The following is a 20836-nucleotide window of genomic DNA, read 5'->3' as shown; positions in this document are numbered from 1 at the left end:
CGTTTGAGCCCAGTTGTGCGGCCTTGCAATCTGATGGCGGAGTCGGTCTCATCTCCAGCACATGCATGAACTAAATTGGGGAGCCAAGGGAGACTTTCCCCCTTGCTCCCCGCAAACGCCGCCTGCGCATGGCAGGTCCGCCGGTTCGCAGGACTGACCACGGCCATCGCTTTTCAACGTCTCCATCTGGTCCCGCTCACGCTGGCAGCCCGGCCATGCTCGCCGGCATTTGCCCCCTCCATCCCCGCGCGCTCGCGCGCCCCCGGGAAGCATGTCGAGGGACATGCCTCCGGCATCTAAGGGAAAAGGAGCAAGGATATGAACATCATGAACAATCAGCAGGTCGAGCAGGGTTTCCGCGTTGACATCTCGCGCGGCGAGCGGATCGGTCGGGTTTCGTCGGAATGGTTTTCGCGGCCGGATGACGAGCGGTATCTTTCGCTGACGGAGCTTTACGACGCCGTGAAGGCGAGGGCGGATCGCGCTACCGCCCGCACCGTGGAAAGCCGCGCCGTACGGGTTGAGGCGAGCCGCGACAATGCCGAGCGGCTTGCGCTTCTCGTTCCCGGACAGGAAGAACCCATCGCCCCGACGCATTGGAGTTTTGGCCAGCTTTGCAGCCTCGTTGGCGCACCGGCAACCTATATGCGCCAGCTTCCCGCGCCATTGGCGGGCATCAATCTGCAGCACGGCTTGCTGTCCCACCGAGCGGAACTCATCAAGACACTCGAAGCGGAAGACGGTCGCGTTGAGTTGCGCGCCGTGACCGGTCCCGACTACGGCCGCATCTGGGATCATGAACTTGTCAGCGCCGTGATGAAGATTGCCGGCGATGGCGTCGGCGATACGATGTGGAAGGTGCCGGGCGTGCTCGATTGGGCGACCATGACCCACAACCCATTTGTGGACGTGACGAAAGACACGACGACGCTTTATGCCAGCGACCGCGACGTCTTCCTGTTTTTGGTCGACGATACGCATCCAATCGAAGCCGGACGGCTGCCGAACGGAGAGCCGGATTTGTATTTCCGCGGCTTCTATGCGTGGAACAGCGAAGTCGGCAGCAAGACGCTCGGCATCGCGAGCTTTTACCTCCGCGCCGTGTGCATGAACCGCAATCTTTGGGGCTGCGAAAATTTCGAGGAGATCACCATCAGGCACTCGAAGTTTGCGGCGCAGCGGTTCGCGCATGAGGCAGCACCCGCCTTGCTCTCGTTTGCCAATTCGTCCCCCGCGCCGTTCGTCGCCGGCATCAAGGCGGCGCGGGAACGGATCGTAGCCCACACCGACGAGGACCGGCAGGCGTTCCTGCGCAAACGCGGCTTCAGCAAGGCCGAGACCGGAAAGATCATCGATGTCGTCTTGCAGGAGGAAGGACGCTCACCGGAAAGCGTGTTCGACTTCGTGCAGGGGATGACGGCGCATGCCCGAACCAAATCGCATCAGGATGCGCGGCTCGATCTCGAGGCGAAGGCAAAGAACCTGCTTGAGCGGGCTTGATCAAAACAACGGACCGGAAGCGAGGGAGGATTTCGCTTCCGGTCCGCTGGCCCGCCGCGCGTCAAGTCGACGCGCTGGAACCTGCCGTATTGTGCGCGTGCCGTGAACCCCTATTTGCGGCATAGCGCTATGCCGGTTTCGTGCGCGCGCTCGCCGGGCTTACGCCCGGCTCGCGGATTCACGCCGCAAATTCTCTGACAAACGACTGGCTACTGAGACGAATACCTAATATATTGGGTGGTAGTATATTAGGTATCCGGTGACTTCTCCCGCATGAGCCTGAGGGAGAGAGTCGCCAGGAACTTGCGCCGTGTACGACAGGAGAAATCCCTGTCGCAGGAAGAGCTTGCCCATCGTGCTCATGTCAATCGCAACTATGTCGGCATGCTGGAACGCGAAGAATTCGCGGCGTCGATCGATATGCTCGAAAAGCTCGCTGTCGCTCTCGGGGTCGACCCGGTCGAACTGCTGCGCGATGACCTTTGAGGCCGCCTGTTCGGTTGTGCGATTCGGCAGCGTGCCAGCCGCCGACATAATCCTTTTGCAGTCTTGCTGGAAACTAATCCTTGTGAAACTCTTGGGCCGCCGGCGGGTTACGGCTCAAGGGGAACCGGCGCTTGTAAAGTGAGGAGTGATCGATGAGCAAGCCCTTGCGGGACGATGGCCCGCCGTTGACGGACAGGGTGAACGATTACGATGAAGCTCACTTCGCAACCTATTTGCGGCTGCTCGACGCCGACGCGGAAGGCGCTGACTGGCGCGAGGCGGTCCAGATCATCTTCGGCATTGATCCGGGGGCCGATCCTGAACGAGCAAAGCGTATCCACGACACCCATCTTGCCCGCGCCCGCTGGATGACGAAGGTCGGCTATCGCCATCTGCTCGAACCGCCCATGCAGTAGGGCCGTCCTTTACGCCACGTTGCTGCCATCATGCGCGCACTCGCAATAAGTGAATTGCGAAGGCGTCCATTCCAAAATCGGGGGTTGTCCCAGCCCCGGAGCGATGAATACATGACCGCCTCTCTCATGTTCGCATCCGGAAAGGGACTTGCCGATGGAACCATTAGAGGACTGGCGCTCGCCGAAGTTCGAAGAGGACCTCGGCCGTCTCGATCGGGGCGGGGTCAGCTTCGAGTTCCTGAGACGCGATGACGAATATCGATCTCACTACAACTCGGTAATGGACCAGAGCTCCAAGGATCCTGACACAGTAATTGCGGCGAGGGAGGGCCTGACCCGGCAGTGGGGTCTCACGTTTCCCAGCTGATCCTTACCGACCAGCCACCAAATCCCATCCCATCTGGCTGCCCCAACATTTTCCGGCGACGCTTGTCATAACGCCGGCACCTGCGGACTTCGAAGATTGCCTTTTCCTCGAGCCCGACGCCCTGCCGGCTGAGAATGCCATCCATAGCAACGGTTTCCATGTCCACATCCGGGATGCGGATGATCTGCATAGGCTATGGTTTCCAGGTGGCACGGCGCCGCTCAAAGCGGCTGTTCTCATCCCGCTCGACGCCCATCTCCCCGAACGCCTCCAAAGCCTGCAGCGATGGCATCGCTGGCTCTCGAGCCAGGCATCTGGTCCACCGCCGCGCTGGCAGCGCTTTTCTCCCTATCGCATCCATCGTTTCAGCCTGATGCTGCGCGCCTGGGATGGGGTCACCGAAGGCGCATCCCGTCAGCAGGTGGCGAGCGTCCTTCTGAATCCGCGCCTCAAGACGATGCGCTCCATCGACTGGAAGAACACCCCGGAGCGTCGTAGGCTCCATCGCTTGCTCAAAGCTGCTCGCGACTTGATCAAGGGCGGCTATCGCCGCCTGCTCAGGCCAGATTCCGAATAATCCAATTCCTTCAAAGCCGACAGCATTACGCCGGCCATCCCTATGTCCCCACCCGGGGGGACATTCGCAGGAGGCCGGCAATTCTGTCACTCCGCCTTGCCCTTTGACCTTCGCCATCCTCGCAACCGATCCGCCAATTCCGTGGCGGTTGTGACGGAGGCCCAAGATGCCACAGAAAACCGATCCCGATTGGCCGCGTTTCGTGCGCACCCCCGAAGCCGCGCGACTGCTCGATCTTTCTCCACGCACGTTGGAAAAGCACCGCTGCGAGGGCACCGGCCCGATCTATCGCAAGCTTGGCGGCCGCGTCGTCTATTCGGTCGCCGATCTCGAAGCCTGGATCGAAGCGGCTGCACGGCATTCGACGTCTCAAGCCGCTAAAGTGCGGCCGACACCGGCCCTCATTCCCGCCGCCGGCACGGCGCGATGACGGTCGCGGTTTCTCCCATGACGACGCATCGGACTTACCAGGGCCAGCAGCTCGAACTCTTCCAGGCGAGGGGCGGGGATATCGCGGCAAGAGATGCACAGGACCTGATGTCCTGGCCGTTCTTCTCGCTCGCCAAATCCCGCCGTGTCCGACCGATCGATTTCAGGATGGGAGACATTTCCATCCGGGTCGAGGCGACCGCCGAACATGGCATGGCGACCATCTGGGATGCGGACATCCTGATATGGGCGGCTTCGCAGATCGTCGAGGCGCGGGACAAGGGCTTGCGCACCTCCCGCTTCATGTCGGCGACCCCTTACGAAATCCTCACCTTCATCAATCGCGACGACTCCGCCCGCAGCTATGAGCGGCTGAAGGCGGCGCTCGACCGGCTGCAATCGACCACCGTCGTCACCTCGATCCGCCAGCCGTCGGAACGGCGCCGTCATCGCTTCTCGTGGATTGCCGAATGGAAGGAGCGGCTGGACGACAAGGGAAGGCCACTGGGCATCGAGATGATCCTGCCGGACTGGTTCTATGCCGGTGTTCTCGACAATGCACTGATCCTGACGATCGACGACGCCTATTTTGATTTGACCGGCGGCCTGGAGCGCTGGCTCTATCGCCTCGTGCGCAAGCATGGCGGCCGCCAGACCTGGGGCTGGAGCTTCGATCTCGAGCATTTGCATCTCAAGTCCGGCAGCCTCTCACCCTTCCGTCGCTTCCGCTTCGAGGTGAGGGCGATTGTCGCCCGACAGCCATTGGTCGGCTACCGGTTGGCACTTTCGTTCGACCCGGACGGGCGAGAGCGGCTGACATTTCGTCCGGCGCCGCCGCAGAGAGCCGCTTTCAAGCGCGAGCGACGGGTGGCGCCATGACTGTCCGCTCTTCCAATCTCGCCAGCAGTGGACAAGCTGTGGATGGGCCCGTGCTATCGGGAACGCTAAAGCCCGTGCTATCCGGGACGCGATCCCCGTGCTATCGGGAACGCAAACGGGCCGTAACCCATTGGCTGATCAGGTCAAATTTGGCCCCTTCTAACTTACCTAACACAGAATCCTTCGGATTCTGCCTAACGCAACCCCGCAAAATCGCTGCTGTGGAAGGCCCGTTCGCCGCCACCCTACGGCGGGCTGGTCGGACGAAGAGCCGACACGTCCGTTCATGGGGAGTTGGGCCATGAGCACGCTTGAGAGACCGGACAGCTTTCCCGCCGATGCGACCGTCGTGGAACTCACCTGGCGCAAAGGCAAGATCGAGCACTGGATCCGCTTTGGCGAAATCACCGCCGAGCAGCGGATCGGCCGCGAAAAACGCATCGTCGGCTTTGCGCCCGGCAGCCTCTTCGCCTTCGTCCGCTGGGCGGCCAACGATTACGGGACGGTGATCTCGCGCATCGACATCGTCCGCGCCGTCCGCGCCGGCGAGAGTTATCAGACGCTGCCCTTCGTCCGCCCCGGCGGCGAAATCCTGCTCAGGCTCCACGGCTGGCCGAAGGTCGAAACCGTGCTCTTCGCCATCGAGGCGATCGAGGCGCTCGGCATCAAGCCCACGGATGTCTCGCCCGACCATTGGCGGCATCTTCATCACCGCCTCAGCGTCAACGAACCCTTCCACACCTATTCGCGCGAGCAGCATCGCGCCTGGCTGAAGCGGGCGGCGATTGGTGATCCCGGTGACGAAGGAGAGGGGCGATGACGCGCTTCGCCTGGTGTAGCGCGACCTATGTTTCGGCTCTCTTCACCGCGGGGCTGATCTTCTTCCATCCGCAAATGAAGCTCATTTGGAATGCTTCCGCGAGCGCACCAATCGGGCTCTACCGCATAGAGCCGGTCGACCAACTGAATGTCACCGATCTTGCCGTGGTGTGGCCGCCCCACGAGCTTGCGGTCTTCCTCGATCAGCGCGGCTATCTGCCGAAGGGCGTGCCGCTCCTCAAGCGCGTATTGGCGATTGCAGGCACGAAAGTCTGCCGCACCGGCAAGGCGATCATCGCCTACGACATGGTCTATGGCGAGGCGCTCGAGCGCGACAGCCGTGGTCGCCCGCTGCCCGTCTGGCAGGGCTGCATCACGATCAAAAAGAGCCAAGCCTTCTTCATGAATTGGGACGTGCCCGACAGTCTCGACGGCCGGTACTTCGGGGCACTTCCGCTGTCCACCGTGATAGGACGCGCCGTTCCCCTGTGGACCGATGACGAGCCACCAACTTCCACCTCCCCAACCCAACAAAGGAAATCTCCATGAGCCAGATTGGTACCTTCACGCGCAAGGATCACGGCTTCTTCGGTCGCATCCGCACGCTCACCCTCGACATCGAAGTGGCAATCCTGCCGGCCGACGAGACGGACGCCGAGAATGCACCGAACCACCGCGTCTTTGCCGCCGGTCAGGAAGTCGGCGCGGCTTGGGACCGCACAGGCGAGCGCGCCGGCAGCTACCTTTCGGTCGCAATCGACGATCCGTCCTTCGTCGAACCGATCCGCGCCCGGATGTTCGAGTCGGACACCAAAAAGGATGTCTGGAACCTTCACTGGACGCGAAAAGTCCGGCGCGACGAACAGAGCTGAGCCATGCGTGCACAACGTTCCCGTGGCTCTTCCAGGCCAATCCCGTTGATCGATTATGCGCCGATCAATCCCCTCGACCCGATCGCTTATCCCACAGCCGTCGCGCGCAGCGAAGGTCAAGGGCGGCGGCCGATTTTCCGGGAGGCAGGCATGCCTTCCAGCGCTGCCCGTCCGGAAAATCTGGGCCGGCGGCGGAGCCTTGCCCTTGACCGCAGTGAGCACGATGGCAGGCTCGCTGCTGTTCGGGACGGTGTTGCTTGCGCTGTCATCCCAGCGGTCAGGACGCTGCCGATCGCACTCGCAATGCTCGTCGCACTGCCCTGCGTCGCTTCAGCCGATCCGCCATCGAGCGACCGGTTCGCGAGCCGCGCATCCGTCACCGTGTCGTCCGATCCCGATCCCGGTTTCGTCGCCGAAGCCGCCAAACGCTTCGCCATTCCAGAGCGCTGGATACGCGCCGTCATGCATGCCGAAAGCAGGAGCAATCCGGCCGCGATCTCGCCCAAAGGTGCGATGGGCCTGATGCAGATCATGCCGGCAACCTGGGCGGAATTGCGCGCGCGTCATCACCTCGGCGACGACGCCTTCGACCCGCGCGACAACATTCTTGCGGGCGCTGCCTATCTCGCCGAACTGCACGATCTCTACGGCTCGCCGGGCTTTCTCGCTGCCTACAACGCCGGCCCCGGTCGCTACGAAAAACACCTCGTGACGGGCGCTCCGCTGCCCCGAGAGACGGCCGATTACGTGGCCAGCATAGCGCCGATGATCGATGAGCAAGCAGTTCAGGTAATGCAGATTGCCGCCCGTTCCCGGCGCACTGACTGGGCGGATGCGCCGCTGTTCTTCAGGCAGCGCGCCGATGCGGATCAAGCAGAATATGCCTCGGCGGACAGGCCGTCGAAACGGTCGGGGAACAGAACCGCGATCATCGATCTCTCGGCTCTCGCTCCGGTGTCCGACGGCATATTCGTCCGGCGCATAGCCGATGAGAAGGGGCAGCCATGAGAAGTGTGGCCCTTGGTGCTATGGCGAACCGGCTAGTAGCGGCAGCGGGTGGAGGCGGGGAAGCGGCAGAGGCAACCGGGTATTGCCGCCCGTAATCGGCAGGGCGTGCCCGCGGCGCCGACCGAGGCTCCGAGCGGTGGTATGGTCGCCGCCTCGAAACGACGCAGGAGGCGGCTGATGGAGTATTTTTGCGGACTGGACGTGGCGATGGACGAGACGGCGGTCTGTGTCGTTGATGATGCGGGCGAGGTGCATCTGCGGGCGGTGGCGGTGACCGATCCGCAGGCGTTGTTGGCGCTCCTCAAACCCTTTCTGCCGCGGCTGCGGCGCGTCGGCCACGAGGCCGGCTCGCTGTCGCCGTGGCTGCATCCGGAGCTCAAGAAACTCGGCCTGCCGGCGGTGTGCCTGGAGACCCAGCACGTGCGCGCGGCGATGTCGGCGCAGCGCAACAAGACCGACGCACTCGGCATCGCCCACATCATGCGCACCGGCTGGTTCCGGCAGGCGCATATCAAGACGGAAAGCTGCTACCGGATGCGGCTGTTGCTGACGCACCGGCGCAACCTGAAGCGCAAGTTCCTCGATCTGGAGAACGCCATCCGCCATTCGCTGAAGGCGTTCGGCATCAAGCTCGGCAGCACCTCGCGCGGCGCGTTCGACACCGCCGTGCGCGCCGCGGTGGCGGACGATGCGCTGACCAGCGAACTGATGGAGGCGATGCTGACGGCGCGGGCGGCGCTGTGGAAGGAGTATTGCCGCCTGCACGATCTGGTGGTGAAGATCGTCGCCCGCAGCGAACTTTGCCGGCGCTTCCTGGCGATTCCGGGCGTCGGGCCGGTGACGGCGCTCTCGTTCATGACGGCGATCGACGATCCGTCGCGGTTTCGCCGCTCGCGTGACGTCGCGGCCTATTTCGGCCTGACGTCGCGACGATGGCAGTCGGGCACCTCGATCGACGTTCAGGGGCGGATCTCGAAGGCCGGCGACGCGGATGTCCGGCGTGCCTTGTACGAGGCGGCCTCGGCGCTGATGACGCGCTTCCGGGGCAAGGACAAGCTCAAGACATGGGGCCAGGCGCTGGCCAAGCGCGGCTGCCATCGCAAGGCGACGGTCGCGGTGGCGCGCAAGCTGGCGGTGATCATGCATGCGATGTGGTGCGACGGCACGGTCTATGTCGGCGACCCGATGGCGAGCGCCAGCGATGCCGCCGCGCAGGCGCATCTGAAGCGCCGCAAGCTTCTCGGCGCGCATCGATGAGCAGAGTAACGACAGCCGAAACGCAAAGCGTCCGCAGGACAACGGACGCGATCTGAACACGGGAGCTCCGCTCTGGCGGATGAGGACTGGTGCAGACCAGGAACGACGGGACGCACGTTATCTTGCCTGCGGCCGCGCCGATCGAAAGACGGCCGGACCGCGTTGGATTGCCTGTGATGCTGCCCCGTGAATCCGATGGAAAAATGCACCGCGATGGCAAAAGCGCCGCCGTGCCGCGGCCCGAAACCGCCATCGCCGAGTGCGGAGGACTGCACGGCGCACCGGAACTCGAAACCAGGTGGGAGCAGCGTATTGTGGCGAAGACCAGTGTATTTTACAGTATCGACAAGGAGAAACGACGATGCTCGACAGTTCATCCAAAGCACAACCGATTAGGACGGCAAGATAAAAGGCCGCACATCGCGGCTTGGACGGTCGGTTGTTTTGATTGGGTTTTCTGGCCATCTGCGCACATCGTCCGCACAAGACGCGATGTGTACGCCTCTGAATTCTCGTTGCCTTTCAACGAAATTGGCACCTCGCGCCGGATTTCGCGATGAACAAGGACGATGATTTCCGTGTCCGGCCCGGGCGCATCCGTTCCTCTAGGAGCCAGAGGGCGAGGCCCTTCATCGCCCAGGCGCTCGCGGCGATCGCAAAGGCAGGCGGGCGTGTGTCTCGATCCGGCAAGATCAGCAGGGGCAAAGGCCGGAGCCCGAGTTTCGCGCGTGGCCGTGTCGCAAGCGTCCGCGCCAACCGGCTGATCACCAGCCGCACGCGGCTTTGCACCGTCAAGGCGCGTGTCGTGCGCAACAGGGGACAGCGCGCGCCTCTCTCGCGGCACCTCGATTATCTCCGCCGCGACGGTGTCACCCGCGACGGCGAAAAGGCGCGGCTGTTCGGGCCCGAGAGCGACAATGTCGATGCGAATGACTTTGCCGATCGTTGCAAGGAGGACCGGCATCATTTCCGCTTCATCGTCTCGCCGGAAGATGCGGTCGACATGGAGGATCTAAAGCGCTTCACGCGCGAACTTATGGGCCAAGCGGAGAAAGATCTCGGAACGAGGCTCGACTGGAGCGGCGTCGATCACTGGAACACCGACAATCCTCACGTTCATGTCATCCTGCGCGGGCGCACCGACGACGGCCAGGACCTCGTCATCGACCGCGACTATATCCGCTCCGGTTTGCGCGACCGTGCCCAGGATCTCGTGACGCAGGAACTGGGCCCCCGAACCGAGCTCGACATCAGCCGCTCGCTGGAGCGCCAGGTCGAGGCGGACCGCTGGACCGCGCTCGATCGCCAGCTTTTGACCGACGCCCGGCCGAACGGTATCATCAATGTGGCGCCATCGCCCGACCGGCAGCCGGATGCCTATCTGGTCCAGAAGGTCGGACGCCTTCGATACCTGGAGCGGCTTGGCCTCGCCCATAGCATCGGCGGCGGGCAATGGGCCCTTGCCGAGGAGGCCGAAAGCATCTTGCGGGAACTCGGGACCCGCGGTGACATCATCAAGCGGATGCACCGGGCGCTATCGGAACAGGGGATTGAGCGCGGGCCGGCAGATTACGTGCTCGCCGGCGAGCGGCATGCTTCGCCGATCATCGGCCGGCTGGTCGATCGGGGTCATGATGACGAACTGAACGGCACGGCCTATGCCGTGGTCGATGGCATCGACGGCCGCATCCATCACATCCGCTTTCCCGACCTGGAGGCGACCGGCGATAGCGTGCCCGGATCGATCGTCGAGCTGCGTCTGTTCCAGGACGCAAAGGGTGAGAACAGGGCGGCGCTTGCCGTCCGTTCCGATCTAACGCTTGACGCACAGATCAAGGCTGATGGTGCGACCTGGCTCGATCGCCAATTGATCGGCGGGAGCGCGCATAATCTCGGCGGCGGTTTCGGACTCGAGGTCGGCCAAGCGATGGAGGCGCGGACCGAGCATCTCATCGAAGAAGGGCTTGCCCGGCGAGAGGCAGGCAGGGTTATCTACGCCCGCAACCTCCTCAGCACCTTACGCCGGCGAGAGCTCGATGTGCTCGGTGACAAGCTCTCGCACGAATTGAACCTGCCGTTCCAACAGGCGGGGCAGGGAGACTATGTCGCCGGCACCTATCGCCAGCGTTTTGCGCTCGCCTCCGGTCGCTTCGCCATGGTCGACAACGGTCTCGGCTTCAAGCTCGTTCCCTGGACCCCGTCTATGGAGAAGCACCAGGGCCAATACGTCTCCGGTGTAGCCCGCGCCGACGACAGCGTCGACTGGAGCTTTGGGGGCAAACGCGGCCTCGGTCTTTGAACCGCAAGCACCAAGTATTTTTGCGATGCGCTTCGCCGGCCTGCGATGCTCGCTTGCGCGCGCGTTGCAACACGCTGCGCAATTGCCTTCCACTGTCCGCCCGCTTCATCCTCGTAAGGGAAACCACCGACTTGCCGGCCACGCGCGTCCTCTGGAGCCAGATCCTCGTTGTCCTCCTGATCGTGTTCACCATGGTCTGGTTGGCCACACAATGGACGGCGTGGCGGCTCGGCTTCCAGCCGCAGCTTGGAGAGCCCTGGTTCGAGCTGGCAAGCCTGCCGATCTACCCGCCGCCGGCGCTCTTCTGGTGGTGGTATTTCTATGATGCCTATGCGCCGCAACTCTTTGTTGAAGGCGGCGCGATTGCCGCGTCCGGAGGGCTGATCGCGATTGCCGCCGCCATCGCCATGTCGATCTGGCGGGCGCGCGAGGCCAAGGACGTTCATACCTATGGCTCGGCCCGCTGGGCCGAACGCGAGGAGATCGAGAAGGCAGGCCTCCTCGGCGACGACGGTGTCGTGCTTGGGCGCTATGATGACGCCTATCTCCGTCATGACGGCGCCGAACACGTTCTCTGCTTTGCCCCGACCCGGTCGGGTAAGGGCGTCGGGCTTGTCGTGCCGACACTGCTCACCTGGCCGGGTTCGGCCATCGTCCATGACATCAAGGGCGAGAACTGGGAGCTCACTGCCGGCTTCCGAGCGCGGCATGGGCGCGTCCTGCTCTTCGATCCGACCAATCCAAACTCGGCAGCCTACAATCCGTTGCTGGAAGTTAGACGAGGCGAATGGGAGGTGCGGGATGTCCAGAACGTCGCCGACGTCCTGGTCGACCCCGAAGGTTCTCTTGAGAAGAGGAACCATTGGGAGCACACCTCCCACTCGCTTCTCGTCGGCGCGATCCTGCCTGTACTCGATGCGGAGAAAGACAAGACGCTCGCCGGTGTCGCGGCGTTTCTTTCCGATCCGCGCCGGCCGATCGAGTCCACCTTGGCGGCGATGATGACGACTCCGCATCTCGGGCCGAAAGGGCCGCATCCGGTCATCGCCAGCGCGGCCCGGGAGCTGCTCAACAAGTCCGACAATGAACGCTCGGGTGTTCTGTCGACGGCGATGTCGTTCCTGGGGCTCTATCGCGATCCGGTCGTCGCCACGGTCACCCGGCGCTGCGACTGGCGGATTGCCGATATCGTCGGAGGGGAGCAACCGGCAACGCTTTATCTGGTCGTGCCGCCCTCCGACATCTCACGAACCAAGCCGCTGGTCCGTCTCGTCCTCAACCAGATCGGCCGTCGGCTGACGGAAGATCTCCACGCTCGTGAGCGCCGGCACCGCATGCTGATGATGCTCGACGAATTCCCGGCGCTCGGCCGCCTCGACTTCTTCGAAAGCGCGCTCGCCTTCATGGCCGGCTACGGCATCAAGGCGTTCCTCATAGCCCAGAGCCTCAATCAGATCGAAAAGGCCTATGGTCCGAATAATTCGGTCCTCGACAATTGCCATGTGCGGGTAAGCTTCGCCACCAATGACGAGCGCACCGCCAAGCGCGTGTCGGACTCGCTCGGCACGGCGACCGAGATGCGGGCGATGCAAAACTATGCCGGCCATCGGCTGGCGCCCTGGCTCTCGCATCTGATGGTCTCCCGCTCCGAGACGGCGCGGCCGCTGCTCACCCCCGGCGAAGTGATGCAGCTTCCGCCGGACGACGAGATCGTCATGATGGCCGGCATTCCGCCGATACGAACGAGGAAGGCACGATACTACGAGGATGCGCGGTTGACGGAGCGGGTCATGTCCGCACCCACAAGCGGCGAGGGCACAGAGAACCCGCTGGCCAGGGACGACTGGTCCGATCTGGTCCCGTTGGCAGGTAAACCGCTGACTGACGATGGTGCCGCTGGTGCGGAAGCAGTTCAGCCCGGTCGCGGAAACGGAAGCGACGATGAGGCGAATGCGGGGCTCCGTCGAGAGCCCGGGCTGGAGGCCCATAAAGACATAGCACCTGAACCGGCAACGTCATCAGTTAACGAGTTTGATCTGGATGGCGACGAGCCCGAGCGGGAGGCTGTCTCCACGCGGACGCTCGCGCGCCGTATGCGCCAAGTCGCACGCCAAGCCTCCATGGATCCGAATGACGGCGTGGAACTTTGAGATGGCTGTGACTCCCGAAAAGAAGCAGCGCCTGTCTGTGTATCTTGAGCCGGAGCTTAAACGCCGACTTGCCGACTTCGCCGATCGGCGGCAGCAGTCGGCCTCGCTGATCGCGGAAGCTGCCATCGCGTCCTTCCTCTCGCCGGATGCCGATGAGCGAAAGGAAGCGGCTATCGTCAAGCGCCTGGATCGAATTGAACGATACGTCCAGCGATTGGAGAGGGACCTGGAAATCACGAGCGAAGCGCTCGCGCTTTTCATTCGATTCTGGCTTAACTCGACAGTTTCATTGCCAGAGGCAGTGCAGGTTGAGGCTAGAGTTAAGGGCGGAGAACGATATGATCGATTTATCACCGCTCTTGGCAGGCGTATAACCCAAGGTCAAAAGCTTCAACAGGAGATATTGGAAGAGTCTGATCGAAAGGGCTAAGCGTTGTCCTTGACTGCGTATTACACGGAGGTGGCGCGCGGATCGGCGTACATTATGCCCGTTGAGTATAGTTACCGGACAGCAGTCTTCTTCGAACTCGATATCTTCATTCTAGTTCGCGCGCACGCCAACCTGTAGCCTGTTTGACTGATCACGCGCGCGGTCGAGAGAGTTTAAGGAACGTCATCTCGCGTTCCCGGACTAGGCTTGCGTGCGCTGGCTCATCGACGTACGTTTTCTTGCCAAGGGACAATGGACGGAAGCAGAGATATTCGCGATGCAGGCCCTCCCGGAAAGCTGAGGCTCCGACGCGCGGCACGTGCTAGTCGCCCAGCGACAGCGCGACGCGAAACTGCAGCTTGATCGACGGTTGGTCGGGCTTGGCATATCCCCATCAAGCGACGCCGTCGCCGGCTCGTCAGCTCTGGAATCAGCTCAATACGATCTCGGCCCTGTTGGAACCAATCGCAGAAGGCAGCCACTGCCTTGCGCCGGGCCGCCTTGCTGATCAGGAAATAGCTTTCCTTGTCGAGAACCGAGATGTCCGAGAATTTGACGAGGTCGCCGTGTCGGCTCCTTCAACGGTGCTCGCCAACACGCCGGCGCATGAGCTCGGCGCCGCCGTGATCAAGGGCGTGCTCGAGCGCGCAGGCGTCGAAGCGGGCGAGGTGGACGAGGTGATCCTCGGACAGGGCCTGCAGGCCGGAGGAAGGCACGGTCACCGCCGGCAACGCCTCCGGACTCAATGACGGCGCCAAGCGCAGGCCTCCAAGCGCGGCATCCAGCCGCTCGCCCCTATCGTTTTCTGGGCAACGGCCGGCGTCGATCCGCAGGTCATGAGCACCGGCCCGATCCCGGCTTCGCGCAAGGCGTTGGCGAAAGCCGGCTGGGCGATCGGCGACGTCGAACTCGTCGAGGCGAACGAGGCCTTCCCCAGGCCTGCGCGGTCAACAAACACCTCGGCTGGGATCCGTCGATCGTCAACGTCAAGCGCGGCGCGATAGCCATCGGCCATCCGATCGGCGCTTCCGGTGCCCGCGTGCTCAACACGCTGCTGTTCGAGATGAAGCGCCGAGGCTAGAAGAAGGGGTTTGCCACCCTGGGCATCGGCGGCGGCATGGGCGTTGCGATGTGCGTGGAAGCGATGTGAGGGAGGCGACTGTCCTGACCGGCGCCGACTATAAGTCTCCCTGATTCGCACTCGATTGCTCGTTTAGGACACGGGTTGCACGCGTAAAACGACCGCGTCGTCCAATGCGCTGCCAAAACCTTCTGGAGCCAACTTCGAGGCGCAATTCTGGCATGTTTTACGGGTTCCGGCCTCGTCGCTTGAGCATATTCGGTGACCGGGCACGCCGTACCGTTGGTAATCGAAGGGACAATGTCAATCACCATCATCTGATGCCTCGGAGAAGTACTACGCCCGCGCGCTCAAATCCCAAAGGCAAAGGGCGCCGACCTGCATCGCAGCGTCAAGCAGCCGACGCGAAGTGTGCTCAAGAATGCAGGGCGTTCAAATACATGCTGCTGGGCCTGGTACGAGATCAATTACCCGACCTGACGGGGGTTTTTCGAGGCTCACAATTAAACGGTCGGTTGAAGCGAGAATTGGCCCTCTTCGATGCAAAAAGTGGACCTTTTGCTCCAGCTGTTGATCGCGCATGATCACTATCTAATAGGTGCGAGCCCCTCCGGCCTCGCCAGTCATTAATAACGCGTTTCGATAACTACGTACCGGTCTGGAGATTCAATGGTCGAGAATGAGGCAAAAAAGGAAAAATCAAATAGCCCGGGCCGGGCAGTTGCCCAGCCTCGGAGCGAATTCGTCCGGCGTCCCCAAGGCTTCGACGCAAGACGGATTCACGCATACGAGACGCTAGTTAATGACCCTGATCGCCTACAGCTCTTTTGCTACACGGACCGGCTGTCTTATCGGCCAGGTGATGAAGTAATTGTGCATGCAAGCACGAATACCCAGAACTTCTCTCTCGAAATACGCCGCGATGACGGCACCTCCAAGCCGCTGGCGACTATTCAGAAGATCAGTGCGCCCTTTACCGCCGTGCCTGATGATTTTGCTGCGCAGGGCTGTAATTGGCCAGTTGCGGCGCGCTTGACTGTGCCGTTGGACGCTCCGAGCGGTTTTTATCTCATGATCGCGCGCGGCACCGACGCAAAGGGCAATATTCAAGAGCAGGAGCATGGCTTTACCGTGCTTGCCGCTTCCCCTGGCGAGAAGGCTCCGATCCTGTTCGTGTTGGCGACGAGCACGTGGGCAGCCTATAATGATTGGGGCGGATCATGCCACTATCTTGCCCACAATGAGCCGCGAGGTTTGCCGATCGCGCCTATACTATCCATCCATCGTCCATGGGCACGTGGTTTCATGTCGCTGTCTCCGGGCGCGCCAATGAAGGGTAACGCGTGGTCGCTTGAACCTGGTGCAGCGCCGCGCTATCCCCAGGAGGAGTTCGCTGCTTTGAATGGCTACACACGCTATTATGCGAATGCTGGGTGGGCGAACTATGAGCGGCATTTTGCACTCTGGGCTGAGCGCGAAGGATATCGCTTTGATTTTGCGACCCAGACAGACTTGCACAACGATCCGGATATTTTGACGCCGTATCGCTGCGTCGTGATCGTCGGACACGATGAATATTGGTCTTGGGAGATGCGTGAGGCGATCGACCGCTACGTGGAAGCTGGTGGCAGGGTGGCCCGCTTTGGCGGAAACTTTGCTTGGCAGATTCGTATTGAGGGCGGAGGCACACGCCAAGTGTGTTACAAGTCGCTTGCTCGGGATCTTGACCCTGTTGTGGGGACTGAAAATCAGCGACGAGCTACAGTGGAATGGGAAGATTCCTTGGTCAACTGGTCAGGCGCTGCTACGTTTGGTCTCAGCGCTGCCTGGGGAGGTGTCTACGCCAATTATGGGGTACACGCTCCACGCGGTTCGGGAGGTTTTACCATTTACCGCCCGGATCATTGGGCATTCCAAGGGGGTAACTTTTACTATGGCGATGTACTTGGCGCGAGTGCCCGCATTTTCGGCTACGAGGTTGATGGTCTCGACAACATCGTGAAGGACGGTCTGCCGGTCCCAACGTTCAGCGATGGCGCACCCGCGAACCTGCAGATATTGGCAATGGCCCCTGCGAGCGACGATGATGTGGATGGCATGGCTATTTTGCGATATGGAAACAATTCTCCAGAAAACCTCGAGCGGGCGGCCCGCGGTACCGGCATGATCGTGCATTTCACCAGAGGTGCGGGAGAGGTTTTCAACACTGGTGTAACTGATTGGGTTGCGGGCCTTGCCGCGCGCGAACTTGGCACCGAAATTGTGACGCGCAATGTACTTGATCGGTTTATTCGCGGCTAAAAGGTTAGCCCCAACGGAGTTGGAGATCGCTGTGGAGGAGGCCGTGCGACTGAAGGAGAGGGGGATGGCCGCAGAGGTCATCGCTGTCTCCATTAGTCCTGGAGAGTCCGCCGATACGATCCGCGCAGCACTTGCAATGGGTGTCGATCGCGGAATTCATGTTAAGACCGCTGAGTTTGTCGAACCCCTATCCGTAGCTAAACTTCTCGCTCGCCTGGTGGCGAAAGAAGCTCCAGATCTTGTTCTCATGGGCGAACAAGCCGTCGATGACGACTGCAGTCAAACTGGTCAGATGCTTGCAGGCTTGCTTGACTGGCCTCAAGCCACCTTTGCCTCGGAACTCCTCGTCGATAATGGAATGGCCAATGTTACGCGAGAGGTAGACGCCGGCCACCCGCAACAGCGGCATCAAAGTTGGATCAGTCAGCGAGTTGATTGCACTGCTGCGGGCCGAGCCCGGTTTGCTTTAGGAGAACAAGAAACGTGACTGCGCTGCTTATCGCCGAGCACGAGAATGCTGAGCTCAAGGAGAGCTCGCATCGGGCCCTTTCCGCGGTCACCGCACTTGGGGCGCCTGTGCACATCCTGATTGCTGGTCTGCATGCCCGGCCGGCGGCCGAAGCAGCCGCGCAGCTCATTGGCGTGGAAAAGGTCCTGCTCGCCGACCATCCGCTTTATGAGCATCAGCTTGCGGAGCCGATGGCGGAACTCGTCCTTTCGCTTTCTGCGTCTTACAATGCCTTCGTCGCGCCTGCGACCGCCCCCGCGAAAAAGCCTCATGCCTCGCATTGCGGCACGACTGGATGTGATGCAGGTCTCAGACGTGATTAAGGTCGTCTCTCCAGACATTTTCGAACGACCCATATATGCCGGCAATGCGATCCAGACGGTCCAGACAACTGACGCAATTCTCGGTTCGTGCGCCAAGAGATTGCTGAGAGTAGCCGACCCGAAATTGACAACGGCGCGGATCATTATTTCGGGTGGGCGTTCACTCGGGAGTGCCGAGAACTTCACCCAATTGTTGGCGCCGGTAGCCGATCAATTGGGCGCGGCTATCGGTGCGCCTCGAGCAGCGGTTGATGCCGGCTACGCTCCTAATGACTGGCAGGTTGGCCAAACCGGAAAAGTTGTCGCGCCTGATCTTTATATTGCGGTCGGAATTTCCGGAGCAATTCAGCATCTGGCCGGAATGAAGGACTCAAAAGTGATCGTCGCGATCAACAAGGATCTGGATGCCCCGATCTTTCAAGTAGCCGACTACGGTCTCGCGGCCGATCTGTTCGAGGTTCTTCCGCACCTCCAACAGCAGCTTGCAACAGTAGCTGTGGTTTAACGGGCTGCCGTCGACAGCCATGGATTTGGTTCGTTCAAAATGGTATTGGAAATTAATTCCGTTTTGGAAAGATTATTGGGTACAGCGGAGAATGTTAGATGACAGTTGCGGCGGTATCGAGATGCCTATCATTGTTAGAAATCCTGGCTGGAGAGAGTGAGGCAGTTGAACTTTCAGAACTGGCCGATCGACTTGATATGCCGGCAAGTGCGGTGCACCGGCTGCTTGCCACTCTGGCTGGTCATGGTTGGGTGGTACAGGAAACTGCGAGCCAGAAGTATGCTTTGTCCTTGCGGATGAGCACGCTGGCGTTTCGCAATCTCGATGCACGAAACGTTCCGGACGTTGTGCAGTCTATCCTGGATCGGTTGGCGTTACAAACTCGGGAGTATTGCCGGCTGGCCATACTTGAAGGTCAGGATCTCGTTTGGGTCGCGCGGGCGCAAGGTGCCGCCCACGGTCTGAAGTATGATCCCGACATGGGGCAGGAGATAATTTTGCACGCGACGGCGAACGGTAAGGCTTGGCTTGCGACTTTACCGGAGGAACAAGCACTTTCAATCGCGTATTCGCGGGGGTTCGGCGGTGGTCGGAAGCTCGGGCCGAACAGCGCGCGCAACATCGATGAACTGCGCGTTCGGCTTGCGGAGACCCGGCGCCAAGGATTTGCAACTTCGGTGGAGGAGGCCGAAGCCGGCACCGCGGCAATCGCTGTTCCTTTTCGCGCGAGCGCCGACAGCAGTGCCGCAGTCGCTGGAACCATTTCGGTGGCCGGACCGCTAGTTCGAATAACGCCGGACCGGTGGGAAGAGCTGGCGAGCGCACTTCATCGTGCGGCCGCTGAGCTCAGCGAGATCTGGCCACTCCGCAGCCGTCAACGCGACGCAGCGCGACCCAGAGAGCGTGTGCCGTCGATGATCTCCGGCTGATAAGTGACCACCGCTGACAGATGAAGGTCATGGTCGGCATGTCCGTGAGTAAAAGCGTTCGTAGATCTATTGTCATCAATCATGCCACAGTACGAGATCGTGCTGATATGCCTACTTTCGTGCGTCTATGCGCCGAACGAGGCATCGAGACTGTTTCCATTTGGGGGGATGAGATTGAAAGGGTCGGTGAGGCCACGGCGCTTGCTGCGCTTCGGACGCATGGCATCGCCGTATCAGGCTACAACCGGATTGGTCCTTTCACCGACGAAGGTTTGGCCCGGGCGCCCTTTGAACTCGAGCGCGCAGCAAGGTTTGGCGCTGACCACGTCTTCCTGTTTACCGGCGGCCTAGCAGAGACGGAGCACGATCTTGGCGCCGCTCGAAAACGTGCTGAAGACAGGATTGCCCAATTGCTTGAGATGGCAAGGCCCGTGGGGATCAAGCTCGCGATCGAGCCCCTCCACCCAATGCTTGTCGGCGATCGTACCGTGATTGCTAGTCTTTCCCACGCAAATAATCTTTGCGAAGCGCTCGGCTCAGGCATCGGAGTCGTCGTGGACGTCTATCACGTCTGGTGGGATGAACGGCTGGAAGCGGAGATCCTCCGTGCTGGCCAAGCTGGCCGGCTCTTAGGCTTTCATGTCAACGACTGGCTCGTCCCGACAAGACACCTTCTTACCGACAGAGGCATGATGGGTGATGGGATCATCGATCTCGCTTCCATCGACCGGATGATGCGCCGGGCAGGGTTCGAAGGCCCTGTCGAAGTGGAACTCTTCTCGACCGATTGGTGGGCGCGCGATCCCGCTGAAGTCCTGGATATCGCACTCAGCCGTTGTCAGCGGATCTTCCGGAGCAATTAGAATGAAACACATACCCAATCTCGACTGCCGCTCGCGCGTATATGCGGTTTTTGGCGATCCCATCGCGCATGTGCAGACGCCGCGCCTCATCAATCCAATCTTTGCAGCAGCCGGCGCCAACCTTTACGCGGTGCCCTTCATGTCACGGCTGAACATTCGATGGTGCATGGAATGCATTTTCCGCGGTGTCCAATCTCGCTGGCATTGGTGTGACGGTCCCGCACAAAGTAGCCGCGTGCGCACGCTGTGCAACTTTGACCGCCACAGCAAAGGCGGCTGGCGCAGTCAACGCGGTCCAACGCGGCGCTGACGGGCGCATGCACGGAGCGCTTTTCGACGGGCAGGGCTTTGTCGACGGCTTGGGCGAAGCGAAGAGCCGTTTGCGCGATGCCCGGGTGCTCATGGTGGGGGCAGGCGGCGCTGGCCGTGCCATCGCGTTTGCCCTTGCAGCGGAAGGTGTCGGTCAGCTCGATATCATCGATCCCATACGGTCCTCGCTTGCTTTTACGCTTGAGAGGTTCAACGCCGTTCGAGGAAGAGAATGCGCGAGAGCGGCCGACGTTTCGGAAGGTTGGGACTACGACGTAGTCATCAATGCTTCGCCTGCCGATTCCGATGAAGCCGCCCCTTTGTTCCGAGATGATTGCGCCCCCGGTTTCCGGGATGATCTCGCCCCCTGTTTAGTGGGGTCTGCAGGCGATGATTGTTGTCAGTTCATTCAGGCGAGGTGTCAAGCTTTGCGCATTTCGCTGATTGTGAGCAGCCATTTCACGCGATGGTGAGCGCTCATTTCATCTGATCGTGAGCAGGTATTTCACGCGATCATGAGCGGCCGCT

At 61.3% G+C, this 20836-nt stretch carries 21 protein-coding genes and 4 pseudogenes; all 25 read left to right on the top strand.

Annotated elements, in window-relative coordinates; translation table 11 throughout:
- Positions 1 to 318 precede the first annotated feature (318 nt).
- The 25 genes and pseudogenes from QN219_RS30445 (at position 319) to QN219_RS30330 (ending at position 20781) form a co-directional block, all read left to right on the top strand.
- Positions 319 to 1500 carry a DUF932 domain-containing protein gene (locus tag QN219_RS30445; RefSeq protein ID WP_284004156.1) on the top strand — a complete coding sequence of 394 codons (1182 nt, stop codon included), beginning with the start codon at positions 319 to 321 and terminating at the stop codon, positions 1498 to 1500.
- A gap of 273 nt (positions 1501 to 1773) precedes the next feature.
- On the top strand, positions 1774 to 1986 hold the full coding sequence (locus QN219_RS30440) for a helix-turn-helix transcriptional regulator (protein ID WP_284004153.1): 213 nt from the start codon (positions 1774 to 1776) through the stop codon (positions 1984 to 1986).
- A 152-nt stretch (positions 1987 to 2138) separates the two neighbouring features.
- Positions 2139 to 2402, top strand: a complete 264-nt coding sequence (locus QN219_RS30435) for a DNA -binding domain-containing protein (RefSeq protein WP_284004152.1) — start codon at positions 2139 to 2141, stop codon at positions 2400 to 2402.
- A gap of 154 nt (positions 2403 to 2556) precedes the next feature.
- On the top strand, positions 2557 to 2769 hold the full coding sequence (locus QN219_RS30430) for a transcriptional regulator domain-containing protein (protein ID WP_284004151.1): 213 nt from the start codon (positions 2557 to 2559) through the stop codon (positions 2767 to 2769).
- A 31-nt stretch (positions 2770 to 2800) separates the two neighbouring features.
- On the top strand, positions 2801 to 3346 hold the full coding sequence (locus QN219_RS30420; RefSeq protein ID WP_405052292.1) for a DUF2285 domain-containing protein: 546 nt from the start codon (positions 2801 to 2803) through the stop codon (positions 3344 to 3346).
- A gap of 166 nt (positions 3347 to 3512) precedes the next feature.
- Positions 3513 to 3776, top strand: a complete 264-nt coding sequence (locus QN219_RS30415) for a helix-turn-helix domain-containing protein (protein WP_284004149.1) — start codon at positions 3513 to 3515, stop codon at positions 3774 to 3776.
- Between the two features lie 17 nt (positions 3777 to 3793).
- A complete protein-coding gene (locus tag QN219_RS30410) occupies positions 3794 to 4654 on the top strand; it encodes a replication initiator protein A (protein ID WP_284004148.1) in 861 nt (286 codons plus the stop codon).
- Between the two features lie 301 nt (positions 4655 to 4955).
- Positions 4956 to 5474, top strand: a complete 519-nt coding sequence (locus tag QN219_RS30405) for a DUF2840 domain-containing protein (protein WP_284004147.1) — start codon at positions 4956 to 4958, stop codon at positions 5472 to 5474.
- Positions 5471 to 6022, top strand: a complete 552-nt coding sequence (locus QN219_RS30400; RefSeq protein ID WP_284004146.1) for a S26 family signal peptidase — start codon at positions 5471 to 5473, stop codon at positions 6020 to 6022. Before QN219_RS30405 ends, QN219_RS30400 begins: the two co-directional genes overlap by 4 nt.
- Positions 6019 to 6345, top strand: coding sequence for a DUF736 domain-containing protein (locus QN219_RS30395; protein ID WP_284004145.1), 327 nt, complete (start codon positions 6019 to 6021; stop codon positions 6343 to 6345). The genes QN219_RS30400 and QN219_RS30395 overlap by 4 nt, the downstream gene beginning before the upstream one ends.
- A gap of 150 nt (positions 6346 to 6495) precedes the next feature.
- Complete coding sequence (locus QN219_RS30390; protein WP_284004144.1) at positions 6496 to 7353, top strand: lytic transglycosylase domain-containing protein; 858 nt, start codon at positions 6496 to 6498, stop codon at positions 7351 to 7353.
- Positions 7354 to 7530: 177 nt separating this feature from the next.
- Complete coding sequence (locus QN219_RS30385; RefSeq protein ID WP_284004143.1) at positions 7531 to 8610, top strand: IS110 family transposase; 1080 nt, start codon at positions 7531 to 7533, stop codon at positions 8608 to 8610.
- 89 nt (positions 8611 to 8699) lie between these two features.
- The gene (locus tag QN219_RS30380; protein WP_284004142.1) at positions 8700 to 9170 is read left to right on the top strand and encodes a hypothetical protein; all 471 of its coding nucleotides are present in this window, start codon (positions 8700 to 8702) and stop codon (positions 9168 to 9170) included.
- Positions 9167 to 10909: a VirD2 family relaxase/mobilization nuclease gene (locus QN219_RS30375; protein ID WP_284004141.1), complete on the top strand. Its 1743-nt coding sequence runs from the start codon at positions 9167 to 9169 to the stop codon at positions 10907 to 10909. The genes QN219_RS30380 and QN219_RS30375 overlap by 4 nt, the downstream gene beginning before the upstream one ends.
- 131 nt (positions 10910 to 11040) lie before the next feature.
- Entirely contained in the window at positions 11041 to 13059 is a 2019-nt protein-coding gene (locus QN219_RS30370; RefSeq protein ID WP_284004184.1) for a conjugal transfer protein TraG, read from the top strand.
- Between the two features lies 1 nt (position 13060).
- Positions 13061 to 13489: a CopG family transcriptional regulator gene (locus tag QN219_RS30365; RefSeq protein WP_284004139.1), complete on the top strand. Its 429-nt coding sequence runs from the start codon at positions 13061 to 13063 to the stop codon at positions 13487 to 13489.
- 566 nt (positions 13490 to 14055) lie between these two features.
- The gene (locus tag QN219_RS34360) at positions 14056 to 14238 is read left to right on the top strand and encodes a hypothetical protein (protein ID WP_405052291.1); all 183 of its coding nucleotides are present in this window, start codon (positions 14056 to 14058) and stop codon (positions 14236 to 14238) included.
- Positions 14195 to 14639: pseudogene (locus QN219_RS30360) on the top strand (acetyl-CoA C-acetyltransferase); the annotation flags it as partial. The gene QN219_RS34360 and the pseudogene QN219_RS30360, both read left to right, overlap by 44 nt.
- Positions 14640 to 15239: 600 nt before the next feature.
- Positions 15240 to 16871: a N,N-dimethylformamidase beta subunit family domain-containing protein gene (locus QN219_RS30355; protein WP_284004137.1), complete on the top strand. Its 1632-nt coding sequence runs from the start codon at positions 15240 to 15242 to the stop codon at positions 16869 to 16871.
- 22 nt (positions 16872 to 16893) lie between these two features.
- Positions 16894 to 17262, top strand: a pseudogene (locus QN219_RS30350) (electron transfer flavoprotein subunit beta/FixA family protein); the annotation flags it as partial.
- 92 nt (positions 17263 to 17354) lie between these two features.
- Positions 17355 to 18207: pseudogene (locus QN219_RS30345) on the top strand (electron transfer flavoprotein subunit alpha/FixB family protein).
- A 98-nt stretch (positions 18208 to 18305) separates the two neighbouring features.
- On the top strand, positions 18306 to 19136 hold the full coding sequence (locus tag QN219_RS30340; RefSeq protein ID WP_284004136.1) for an IclR family transcriptional regulator: 831 nt from the start codon (positions 18306 to 18308) through the stop codon (positions 19134 to 19136).
- A gap of 20 nt (positions 19137 to 19156) precedes the next feature.
- Entirely contained in the window at positions 19157 to 19999 is an 843-nt protein-coding gene (locus QN219_RS30335) for a sugar phosphate isomerase/epimerase family protein (protein WP_284004135.1), read from the top strand.
- A 179-nt stretch (positions 20000 to 20178) separates the two neighbouring features.
- Positions 20179 to 20283 (top strand): annotated as a pseudogene (locus QN219_RS34355) (shikimate dehydrogenase); the annotation flags it as partial.
- A gap of 33 nt (positions 20284 to 20316) precedes the next feature.
- Positions 20317 to 20781, top strand: a complete 465-nt coding sequence (locus QN219_RS30330; RefSeq protein WP_284004183.1) for a ThiF family adenylyltransferase — start codon at positions 20317 to 20319, stop codon at positions 20779 to 20781.
- Positions 20782 to 20836 lie beyond the last annotated feature (55 nt).

The organism is Sinorhizobium sp. 8-89, assembly GCF_030124325.1.
Lineage (GTDB): Bacteria > Pseudomonadota > Alphaproteobacteria > Rhizobiales > Rhizobiaceae > Sinorhizobium.
The sequence above is the reverse complement of the archived record's forward strand: the minus strand, read 5'-3'. Positions and strand labels throughout refer to the sequence as shown.